Origin of the sequence: Hypericibacter sp. (genome assembly GCF_050729195.1) — a bacterium.
In the GTDB taxonomy this organism is placed as follows: Bacteria; Pseudomonadota; Alphaproteobacteria; order Dongiales; family Dongiaceae; genus Hypericibacter.
Genome location: NZ_JBOHKS010000133.1, coordinates 1 through 11,296 on the forward strand (window position 1 = coordinate 1; position 11,296 = coordinate 11,296).

General features: G+C 65.8%; 9 protein-coding genes. 8 read left to right on the forward strand and 1 reads right to left on the reverse strand.

Annotated features, from left to right (window positions below; all coding sequences use genetic code 11):
* The 3 genes from ACREE8_RS10260 to ACREE8_RS10270 form a co-directional block, all read left to right on the forward strand.
* Positions 1-762, forward strand: a 762-nt coding sequence (locus ACREE8_RS10260; RefSeq protein ID WP_431572893.1) for a His/Gly/Thr/Pro-type tRNA ligase C-terminal domain-containing protein, incomplete at its 5' end; no start/stop codon positions are given.
* A gap of 30 nt (positions 763-792) precedes the next feature.
* A complete protein-coding gene (locus ACREE8_RS10265; protein ID WP_431572894.1) occupies positions 793-2,037 on the forward strand; it encodes a lipoprotein-releasing ABC transporter permease subunit in 1,245 nt (414 codons plus the stop codon).
* Positions 2,030-2,761 carry an ABC transporter ATP-binding protein gene (locus tag ACREE8_RS10270; protein ID WP_431572895.1) on the forward strand — a complete coding sequence of 244 codons (732 nt, stop codon included), beginning with the start codon at positions 2,030-2,032 and terminating at the stop codon, positions 2,759-2,761. Before ACREE8_RS10265 ends, ACREE8_RS10270 begins: the two co-directional genes overlap by 8 nt.
* On the opposite strand, the gene ACREE8_RS10275 is transcribed toward ACREE8_RS10270, so the two are convergent.
* Positions 2,758-4,188 (reverse strand): DUF2264 domain-containing protein, encoded by a 1,431-nt coding sequence (locus tag ACREE8_RS10275; RefSeq protein ID WP_431572896.1) that lies wholly within the window; start codon positions 4,186-4,188, stop codon positions 2,758-2,760. The genes ACREE8_RS10270 and ACREE8_RS10275 overlap by 4 nt on opposite strands.
* 140 nt (positions 4,189-4,328) lie before the next feature.
* Between ACREE8_RS10275 and dnaE the strand changes: the two genes are divergently transcribed.
* The 5 genes from dnaE to frr all read left to right on the forward strand — a co-directional run.
* Positions 4,329-7,802 (forward strand): DNA polymerase III subunit alpha, encoded by a 3,474-nt coding sequence (gene dnaE / locus ACREE8_RS10280; protein ID WP_431572897.1) that lies wholly within the window; start codon positions 4,329-4,331, stop codon positions 7,800-7,802.
* 289 nt (positions 7,803-8,091) lie between these two features.
* Positions 8,092-8,874, forward strand: coding sequence for a 30S ribosomal protein S2 (gene rpsB, locus ACREE8_RS10285; RefSeq protein ID WP_431572898.1), 783 nt, complete (start codon positions 8,092-8,094; stop codon positions 8,872-8,874).
* 93 nt (positions 8,875-8,967) lie between these two features.
* Positions 8,968-9,894: a translation elongation factor Ts gene (gene tsf / locus ACREE8_RS10290; protein WP_431572899.1), complete on the forward strand. Its 927-nt coding sequence runs from the start codon at positions 8,968-8,970 to the stop codon at positions 9,892-9,894.
* A 157-nt stretch (positions 9,895-10,051) separates the two neighbouring features.
* Positions 10,052-10,807: a UMP kinase gene (gene pyrH / locus ACREE8_RS10295; RefSeq protein ID WP_431572900.1), complete on the forward strand. Its 756-nt coding sequence runs from the start codon at positions 10,052-10,054 to the stop codon at positions 10,805-10,807.
* Between the two features lie 17 nt (positions 10,808-10,824).
* Positions 10,825-11,296: ribosome recycling factor (gene frr, locus ACREE8_RS10300; RefSeq protein ID WP_431572901.1), on the forward strand; the 472-nt coding region annotated here is incomplete at its 3' end.

Consider the following 11,296-nt stretch of genomic DNA (forward strand, 5'->3'; position numbering starts at 1 on the left):
GCGCGGATGGGGCTGAAGGCGATCCCGATGGCGGCCGACACCGGCCCGATCGGCGGCGATCTCAGCCACGAATTCATCATCCTGGCCGAGACCGGCGAGAGCCAGGTCTATTGCCACAAGGATCTGATCGAGCGCGACGTGCTGGCGCTGGAGGTGGATTACGAGGGCGATCTCGAGCCGATCGTCCAGAGCTGGACCAGTGTCTATGCGGCGACCGACGAGAAGCATGATCCGGCGCGCTACGAGACCATCCCTGCCGATCGCCGTGCCGAAGCGCGCGGCATCGAGGTCGGGCATATCTTCCATTTCGGAACCAAATATTCGGAGCCGCTCGGCGCCAAGGTCAGTGGCCCCAATGGCGAGATGACCTATGTGCAGATGGGCTCCTATGGCATCGGCGTGTCGCGGCTGGTGGGCGCCATCATCGAGGCCAGCCATGACGATGCCGGGATCATCTGGCCGGAGAGCGTCGCGCCCTTTCATGTGGGTCTCGTGAATCTCAAGGTGACGGATGCCGCCGCCGCGAAGTTCTGCGACGACATCTATGCCCGGCTGCGGCGTGCGGATATCGAGGTTCTTTACGACGACCGCGACGAACGGGCGGGCGCCAAGTTCGCGACCATGGACCTGATCGGCCTGCCCTGGCAGCTGGTGGTCGGCCCGAGGGGCCTCGCCAGCGGCACCGTCGAGCTCAAGCGGCGGGCGACCGGCGAGAAGCAGGAACTTTCGCTCGATTCCGCGCTTTCCAAGCTCGGCCTCTAACCGGCGTCAGGGCAAGGAGTCCGGCACTTCATGTTTTCCGCCTTCGAACGCATGGTGGCGATGCGCTATCTGCGCGCGCGCCGCCGCGAAGGGTTCATCTCGGTCATCGCCGGATTCTCGCTGCTCGGCATCGGGCTCGGCGTGGCGACCCTCATCATCGTCATGTCGGTGATGAACGGGTTCCGCGCGGAATTGCTGTCGCGCATCCTCGGCCTCAACGGCCATATCACCATCACCGCCGCGAACGGACCGCTGCTGGATTACAAGGGCATCGCCGACGCGATCCGCGACATCCCTCAGATCGTCAGCGTGACGCCGATGATCGAGGGCCAGGTGATGATCACCGCCGGCAACCAGGCCGCGGGCGCGCTCGTTCGCGGCATGGAGCTCGAGGATCTGCGCAAGCACAAGGTGATCGCCGACCATATCGTGGCCGGCAGCCTGGATGACTTCAAAGGCACCGACGTGATCGCGCTGGGCTCGCGGCTGGCGGCGCGCATGGGTGTGACCATCGGCGGCGAGGTGACGCTCGTCACGCCGCAAGGCCAGACCACGCTCATGGGGGCGATCCCCCGTATGAAGACCTACAAGGTCGTCGCCGTCTTCGAGATCGGCATGTACGAGTACGACAACAGCTTCGCCTATGTGCCGATGGAAGCCGCCCAGCTCTATTTCAAGCTGCCGCAGGCGGCCAACGCGCTCGAGGTGATGGTGACGGATCCCGACCATATGTCGGCGCCGGTACGCGAGCTCTATACGCGCCTGGGCTCCCCTTACCGGTTGTTCGACTGGCAGGGGGCGAATTCCAGCTTCTTCACCGCCGTCCAGGTCGAGCGGAACGTCATGTTCATCATCCTGACGCTCATCATCATCGTCGCGGCCTTCAACATCATCTCGGGCCAGATCATGCTGGTGAAGGACAAGGGCCGCGCGATCGCGATCCTGCGCACCATGGGCGCCACGCGCGGCATGATCATGCGCATCTTCCTGATGACGGGCGCCAGCATCGGCATCGTCGGCACCGCCTTCGGCTTCGGGCTGGGGCTGGCCTTCTGCAAGAACATCGAGACCATCCGGCAGTGGCTCCAGAAGTTGACCGGCACGCAGCTCTTCTCCCCGGAGATCTATTTCCTCTCCAAACTGCCCGCCGTCATCGATTGGAACGAGGTCATCGCGGTGGTCGGCATGGCGCTGGGGCTGTCGCTGCTGGCGACGCTCTATCCGTCCTGGCGTGCGGCGCGGCTCGATCCGGTCGAGGCCCTGCGCTATGAGTGAGGCGGCACGGACATCGACTTCCATCCTGCGGCTTCAGGATGTGAAGCGGGGCTTCGGTTCCGGTGCCACCCGGATCGAGGTCATCCTCGGCGCCAGCATGGAAGTGTCTTCCGGCGAGATGGTCGCCTTGATCGGTCCCTCCGGCTCGGGGAAATCGACGCTGCTGCATATTTGCGGTCTGCTCGAACCGGCGGAAGCCGGAAAGATCGCGATCGCCGGCCATGACGCAGGCTCCATGTCCGATGCCGAGCGCACGGCGGTGCGCCGCTCGACCATCGGCTTCGTCTATCAATATCACCATCTCCTGCCCGAGTTCTCGGCGCTGGAGAACATCGTCATTCCGCAGATGATCGCCGGCACGCGCCGCCGTGTGGCCGAGGCGCGGGCCCATGAGCTGCTGGCGCAGGTCGGCCTCTCGCAGCGCGAGCGCCACCGGCCGGCCGAACTTTCGGGCGGCGAGCAGCAGCGCGTCGCCATCGCACGCGCGCTCGCAAACCGTCCGGCGCTGCTCCTGGCCGACGAACCCACCGGCAATCTCGATCCTCATACGGCCGGCGACGTGTTCGCGCTGCTGGCGCGGCTGGTGCATGAGCTGGGACTGGCGGCGCTCATCGCCACCCACAATCTCGATCTCGCGGCGCGTATGGATCGCACCATCACAATCCGTGACGGCGAGCTGGGTCACATCGCCGGGACGACCAGCTCACGCGTCAGCTTCCGCTAGACCCTGTCGCGCCAGAATGGCCGGGCCGAGCTGTATTCGACGCGCAGATAGCGGGCCTTGTAATTCAGCGCCCGTTTCGGCGATCGGCCGATCAGGCCGAGCCAGCGGTTGCGCGGTGGGATCGCCTTGAATTTCCCTTCTTCCAGGTCGCCCTGGCGGCGAATGATGATCTTGCCGGACGCGCGCCGACCCTCGACGCGCCATGCGATCGCCGGAATGTCGAGATCGTAATCGGCTTTCTCGATCGGCAAGGGCTCCAGAGGTGCCGTCCAGAAAGCGGCGGCCGAAGGCTCATAGAGCGCCAGGGCGAGCGAGCGCAAGGACCAGAGCGGACTGGCCGGGCCGGAATAAGGGTCGAGCAGGTCGGGATCGGAGCCTTCATAGCCCTGGGTCACGATCCCCGCCCGGATGGCGCCGCGCGGCACCAACTGCGTCCAGACGGCCGCCATCGCCCGCCGCGCGAGGCCAGGGGAAATCGTTTCCGGATGACGGTGTTGGGCTGCGATCAAGGGCGCGGGGATCGCCAACCGATAAGGAATGCTGCGGCCGATCATCGGCAGACCGGCCGGCGAGATCAGGAAGGCGTAGCTCTGCGCGAACTGCCGCAGACCATCGTCGAGAAATTCCGGATCGAGGACGGGCGCCAGCTCCCGAACCCAGAACAGCCCATAATGGAATCCCCAGGCGTTATAGTAGTCGACTTTCTGGCGCTTGCCGTCCGCATACCAACCCGCGCCGAGATGGAAGCTGCGGAGGCGGGCATAGTGATCGCGCCCGCCTGACGGCAGATCCTCGGCGTGGAAGAGGCGCAACACCAGCAGGATGATGACGGGGAAGAGGTGCCAGTTGTTGTCATAGACATCGAGCGCCGCCATCGCGCGCAGCCAGTTCGCGATCATGTCGCGCTGCGCCTCGCCCAACAGCGGCCAGACCGAGACGCGCGACAGCCAGAGCGCCAGCGCAATGTCGGCAGCCTCGCAGATCCGCTGGTCGGGTCCGCTCGCGAGCCCCCAATAGCCTTGGGCGGTCGGGTCGGTTCCCGCCAGGAAGCCCTCGAGCAGGAGCTTCGGCAGATCGATCGGTTTGCCGTCCAGCGTCTCGACCGACGGGGAGCGTCCGGCCGCGAGCCATGAACCGATCACCGGGGCGAAGCGGCTGAAGCCCTCGATGGCATCGATGTCGGAGCCGTGATTGCTCAAGAGCCCCGGATAAGCCGCGCGGCTGCCATCGGGCGAGCGCCATTCGAGAAAGCCGGTCAGGAGATAACGGAACACCCAGACATAGGTCGCCTCGTCCGCGGCGGCGTCGCCCGAAAAGAATCTGTGGAGCTCGCGATCATGGCGCCGCCACGCGCCGAGGCGCAGAGGCTGCCCGCCGGACCGGATCACCACGTCTTGCAGGAGTTTCTTCAGCCTATGACCCCGCACGCCCCGAGTCGCCTGATTCCACCGCCGAAAACGGCTTCGACCTTAGGGGCGGAGGGCAGGGGACGGCAAGAAGCCCGGCCTCTCGCCTTGCGGCATTCGCCCTGCTGGAAGCGCCCGGCAGGTCATGCCATCCTCCTGACATGCCCCATGCCGATTTCGTCCATCTGCGCGCCCACTCCGCCTATTCGCTATCGGAAGGTGCGCTCAAGATCAAACAGCTGATCGAGCTGTGCAAAAAGAACTCGATGCCGGCGATTGCCATCACCGACAGTGGCAATCTTTTCGGCGCGCTCGAATTCGCCATGGCGGCGAAGGAGGCCGGCGTCCAGCCGATCATCGGCTGCCAGCTCAACATCCGCCGCGAGACGGCCGAGGGTGGGCCCACACGACCCGGCCACCGGGTGGCGCCCGACAAGCTCGTGGTGCTGGCGCAGAACGAAGCCGGCTACGCCAATCTCATGCAGCTGGTGAGCCGCTCGTTCCTCGACGGCGAGCCCGGCAGCGAGCCGCAGGTTTCCCTGGGCCAGCTCGAGGAAGCCTGCGACGGATTGATCGCCTTGACCGGTGGCGCGCATGGTGCGGTCGGACGCTTGCTCGCCGACGGCCAGATGCCGGGAGCCGAGGAGGCGATCGCGGCGCTCGAGCGGCTGTTTCCGGGCCGGCTCTATATCGAGCTGCAGCGCCATGGGCTGCCGTTGGAGCGGCGGATCGAGCCGGCCCTGCTCGACATCGCCTATGCGCGCAACCTGCCGCTGGTTGCGACCAACGACGTGTTCTTCTCCGATGCGGCAATGTATGAGGCGCATGACACACTGCTCTGCATCGCCGCCGGCAGCTATGTCGGTGAGGCGCAGCGCCGGCGCGAGACGCCCGAGCATCGCTTCAAGAGCGCGGCCGAGATGCGGGCGCTGTTCGCGGATCTGCCGGAGGCGATCGACAATACCCTGGTGATCGCGCAGCGCTGCGCCTACATGCCCAGCTCGCGCAAGCCGATCCTGCCGCCCTTCACCGGTCCCAATGGCGAGACCGCCGAGGTCGAGCTGCGCCGCCAGGCGGAGCTTGGCCTCGATGAGCGCATGGTCGCTGTCGCCGCCGCGGACGAGACGCCCGCGCAGCGCGCCGAGCACATCAAGCCCTACCGCCAGCGGCTCGAGTTCGAGCTCGACGTGATCAACCGGATGGGTTTCGCCGGCTACTTCCTGATCGTCGCCGACTTCATCCAGTGGGCGAAACGCGAAGGGATCCCGGTGGGACCGGGACGCGGCTCGGGCGCCGGCTCGGTTGTCGCCTGGTCGCTCACCATCACCGACCTCGATCCGTTGCGGTGGAAGCTGTTGTTCGAGCGCTTCCTCAATCCCGAGCGGGTGTCGATGCCCGACTTCGACATCGATTTCTGCCAGGACCGGCGCGACGAGGTCATCCGCTACGTCCAGCAGAAATATGGCCGCGATCGCGTCGCGCAGATCATCACCTTCGGCAAGCTCCAGGCCCGCGCCGCCCTGCGCTCGGTCGGCCGCGCCTTGCAGATGCCCTATGGGCAGGTCGACCGCATCTGCAAGATGGTGCCGAACAACCCGGCCAAGCCGGTGACCATCCAAGAGGCCGTCAACGGCGAGCCCCTGCTGCAGCAGATGCGCGACGACGATCCGCAGGTCGAGCGCCTGATCGATGTCGGGATCCGCCTGGAGGGCCTCTACAGCCATGCCTCGACCCATGCGGCGGGCGTGGTGATCGGCGACCGGCCGCTGGCGGAGCTGGTGCCGCTCTATCGCGACCCCCGGTCGGACATGCCCGTTACGCAGTTCAACATGAAATATGTCGAGCTCGGCGGGCTGGTGAAATTCGACTTCCTCGGCCTGAAGACTCTGACGGTGCTGCAACGCGCCTGCGAGCTCCTGAAGGAGCGCGGGGTGGAGATCGACTTGGCGAACCTGCCGCTCGACGATGCCCGAAGTTACGAGCAGATGGGGAGGGGTGAGACGACCGGCGTGTTCCAGCTTGAAAGTTCCGGCATGCGCGACGTGCTGCGGAAACTGAAGCCCGACCGGTTCGAGGACATCATCGCCGTGGTGGCGCTCTATCGTCCCGGCCCGATGGACAACATCCCTAACTACATCGCCTGCAAGCATGGCGAGGAGCAGCCGGACTATCTGCATCCGGCGCTCGAGGGGATCCTGAAGGAGACCTTCGGGATCATGATCTATCAGGAACAGGTCATGCAGATCGCCCAGGAGCTGTCGGGCTACAGCCTCGGCGGCGCCGATCTGCTGCGCCGCGCCATGGGCAAGAAGATCAAATCCGAGATGGACGCCCAGCGGAAGGATTTCGTGGAGGGCGCCAAGAGGCGCGGCGTACCCGAAACGAAGGCCGTGCAGATCTTCGAGCAGGTCGAGAAGTTCGCCGGCTACGGCTTCAACAAGAGCCATGCCGCCGCCTATGCGCTGGTCGCCTATCAGACCGCCTGGCTCAAGGCCAACCATCCCGTCGAGTTCCTCGCGGCCTCCATGACCTACGACATGGGGAACACCGACAAGCTCAACACCTTCCGTCAGGAGCTCGACCGCCTCCGCATCAAACTGCTGCCGCCCGACATCAACCGCTCGCGCGCGGGCTTCACCGTCGAACGCGACGAGGCGGGTGCGTTGGCCATCCGCTATGCGCTGGCGGCTGTCCGCAATGTTGGCGCCGGTGCCATCGAAGCCATGGTCACGGAACGCGAGGCCAATGGACCGTTCAAGGATCTGGCCGATTTCTCGCGGCGCATCGATCACAAGCATCTGAACAAGCGCCAGCTCGAGAGCCTGGCGGCGGCGGGCGCCTTCGATCGCCTGCTGCCCAATCGCCGTCGCGTGTTCGAGGCGGTCGAACAACTGCTGCGTCACGCCACGCTCGCAGCCGAGGAACGCACCAGCGCCCAGGTCAGCCTCTTCGGCGGCGGCATGGTCGAGCCGCCGCGGCTTCAGCTCCCGGAACTGCCGGACTGGCCCGCCATCGATCGCCTGCAGCATGAGTTCGAGGCGATCGGCTTCTACCTCTCGGCGCATCCGCTCGACGCCTATGAGACGACCCTGAAGCGGCTCGACGCCGTCCGTTATGGCGGCTTGGCGGGCTGGTTGACCGGTCGCCCCACCAACCGCGCCAAGCTCGCCGGCATCGTCGTCGGCAGGCAGGAGCGCACCTCGGCCAAGGGCAACCGGTTTGCCTTCGCCCAGCTCACCGACGCCAGCGGCATGTATGAGGTCACGGTCTTTTCCGAGACGCTGGCAGCCGCGCGCGAGCTGCTCGAGCCGGGCAAGGCCGTGCTGGTCACGGTCGACGTGCGGGTGGAGGAGGAGAGCTACCGGCTGACCGCCCAGTCGATCGTCTCGCTCGATCAGGCAGCCGCCCAGGCTGCCGTGGGGCTGCGGGTCTTCCTCAACGATCCCAAGCCGGTCGAGAGTCTCAAGAGCATCCTCGCCCGCCAGGGCAAGGGCCGGAGCCGCGTGGCGCTCGTCCTGGAACTCGATCGCGACCATGAGGTCGAGGTTTCGTTGCGGGAGACCTTTGCTCTCACGGCCCAGGCCCGGGCCGCCATCAAGGCCATTCCCGGCATCGTGGATGTCCAGGAAATCTGAGGGTAATCGGCCCGACTGCGGGCCTAACTATTGAGGTTTGTCAATAAGTTAGATGGAATTGGGTCCGCTCAGCCTGTTTCGCTACGGGATTCCAGGGTCCTGCGGCATGGCTAAGCTTGCGTTCCGACAGGCATATCGGTAAAAACCGGCGCGTAAATCCACACGCGGCGGCTTTGCGGCTATGGCGGGGAGAAATCCCGCCGGTCGCTCCGGTGCCCGAGGTCGGCTCGTCCGGTCCTCAGGTCTCCCTGGCCCCGCGGAGGTCTAACCGGAAAAGGAAGTATCTCGCATGGCAATGCCAACATTCACCATGCGCCAGCTCCTGGAGTCTGGCGTTCATTTCGGCCATCACACGCGCCGCTGGAACCCGAAGATGGGTCAATACATCTTCGGCGTCCGCAATGGCGTCCATATCCTCGATCTCGAGCAGACGGTGCCGATGCTGCACCAGGCACTGCAGGCGGTTCGCGACGTGGTCGCGGGCGGCGGGCGCGTGCTCTTCGTCGGCACCAAGCGGCCGGCCTCGGAGAAGATCGCGGAAGCGGCCAAGCGCTGCGGCCAGTATTACGTCAATCACCGCTGGCTCGGCGGCATGCTGTCGAACTGGAAGACCATCTCCAATTCGATCAAGCGGCTGCGCGAGCTCGACGATAAGCTGTCCGAAGGCGGCCAGGGCTTCACCAAGAAGGAGCTGCTGCAGCTGACGCGCGAGCGCGACAAACTCGACCGCGCGCTGGGCGGCATCAAGGAGATGGGCGGCCGTCCGGACATCCTCTTCATCATCGACACCAACAAGGAAGGCATCGCGGTTGCCGAAGCCCGCAAGCTCGGCATCCCGGTCGCGGCCGTGGTTGACAGCAACTCGGACCCGGCACACATCACCTATCCGATCCCGGGCAATGACGACGCCACGCGCGCCATCGCGCTCTATTGCGATCTGGTCTCGGACGCCGTCCTCGACGGCCTCCAGGCCGAAGCGATCGCGACCGGCGCCGATGTCGGCGAGGCCGAGCAGGCCCCGGCGGAACCGCTGCCCGCTGCTGCCCCGGAAGAGGCACAGCCCTCCGCCTGATTTTCGCGACGGTCGGACGACGCGGCGGCTTGTTGCCGCCCGCGTCGTCCGGACCGGCTTACGCACCAACCGACAGACTGGACGAGGAATCACATGGCTGACGTATCCGCAGCGCTGGTGAAGGAACTGCGCGAGAAGACCGGCGCAGGAATGATGGACTGCAAGAAGGCGCTGGGCGAAACGGCCGGCGATCTCGAGCAGGCGGTCGATTGGCTGCGCAAGAAGGGCCTCGCCGCGGCGGCGAAGAAGTCCGGCCGCGTCGCGGCCGAAGGCCTCGTCGGCGTGGTCGCCGAGGGCCCGCGCGGTGCCGTCGTCGAGGTCAATGCCGAGACCGACTTCGTGGCGCGCAACGAGCAGTTCCAGGATTTCGTCCGCAAGGTGACCGGGATCGCCGCCGCCAAGGGCGCCGATGTGGCAGCCCTGGCGCAGCAGCCCTTTCCCGGCGAAGGCAAATCCGTCGCCGAGAAATTGACGCAATTGATCGCCACCATCGGCGAGAACATGAATCTGCGTCGGGCAACCGAGGTGAAGGTCGGGCAGGGAGTCGTGGCGAGCTACGTCCATAACGCGACGGCGCCGGGTCTCGGCAAGATTGGCGTGCTGGTCGGGCTGGAATCGAGCGGCGACAAGGAGAAGCTGGCGGCGCTGGGCAAGCAGCTCGCCATGCATGTGGCCGCGGCCAACCCGCAGGCGCTCAGCATCGCCGAGGTCGATCCCAGGCAGCTCGATCGCGAGCGCGAGATCCTGGCGGAACAGGCGCGCGCCTCGGGCAAGCCCGAGGAGATCATCGCCAAGATGGTCGAGGGCCGCCTGCGTAAATATTACGAGGACGTGGTTCTGCTCGAGCAGCTCTATGTCGTCGACGGCGAAAGCCGGGTGAAGCAGATCCTTGATCAGGCAGCCAAGACGGTCGGCGCACCGGTGAAGCTCACCGGTTTCGTCCGCATGGCGTTGGGCGAGGGGATCGAGCGCGAACAGAAGGATTTCGCGGCGGAGGTCGCCGCCCAGCTCGGGCACTGAGGCGAAGGATTTCCGTGGCCGGGCGGGTGAACCCCTTCGGGCTCACCCGCCCGGAAGCCTGCCGCGGCCCGCCGCTTGGTGTATGATCCGCGCGGCCCGGCGTCGAATCGCCCGGCTGCAGGAACCTGGCACCCGGATGACAAAGGGGTAGGGAGCGATGTCGGAGCAACTCGCGAAGAAGGCCAAAGCCGATACCCCTGGTCGTTTTCGACGCGTTCTTCTGAAATTGTCCGGCGAGGCCCTGATGGGGTCGCGCGAATTCGGATTGGACCCCGCCACGGTCGAGCGCACGGCGCGCGAAGTGGCGACCGCCAGCCAGCTCGGCTTCGAGCTCGCGCTGGTCATCGGCGGCGGCAACATCTTCCGCGGCATCGCCGGCGCCGCCCAGGGCATGCAGCGCGCCAGCGCCGACTATATGGGCATGCTCGCCACCGTCATCAACGCGCTCGCGATGCAGAACGCGCTCGAGAATATGGGCGTGCAGACGCGCGTTCTCTCGGCGATCCCGATGGCCACCGTCTGCGAGCCCTATATCCGCCGGCGTGCCCAGCGCCACCTGGAAAAGGGTCGCGTCGTCATCTGCGCGGCGGGAACCGGCAACCCCTTCTTCACGACCGACACCGCCGCGGCGTTGCGCGCCTCGGAGCTGGGATGCCAGGCGCTGATGAAGGGCACCAAGGTGGATGGCGTCTACAGCGCCGATCCGAAGCATCATCCCGATGCCAAGCGTTTCGATCGGTTGACCTATCTGGAGGTCCTGTCCAAGGATCTCAAAGTCATGGACGCGTCCGCGATTTCGCTGGCACGGGAAAGCAAGATCCCCGTGGTGGTGTTCTCGATGCAGAAGGACGGAGCCCTTGCCGATGTCCTGGCCGGACGCGGCAAGTTCACGATCATTACGGATGAGGTATAGCCGTGCCCGATGCCATGATGACTGATCTCCAGCGCCGCATGGACAGCGCCCTCGAAGCGCTGCAACGCGAGTTCTCCGGTTTGCGGACCGGCCGTGCCTCCGCCCATCTGCTCGACAAGGTCGTGGTCAAGGCCTATGGCAGCGACATGCCGATCAACCAGGTCGGCAACGTCAACGTGCCCGAGCCGCGCATGATCTCGGTCCAGGTCTGGGATCGCGGCCTGGTGATCGCCGTCGAGAAGGCCATTCGCGAAGCCGGTCTGGGCCTCAACCCGGTCACCGACGGCCAGCTGGTCCGGATCCCGATCCCCGAGCTCAGCCAGGAGCGCCGCCAGGAGCTGACCAAGATCGCGCATAAATATGCCGAGCAGGCGCGCGTCGCGGTTCGCAATGTGCGGCGCGAAGGCATGGAAGCGCTGAAGAAGATGGAGAAGGACGGCAAGATTTCCCAGGACGATCACCGCCACCGCTCGGACGAGGTCCAGAAGG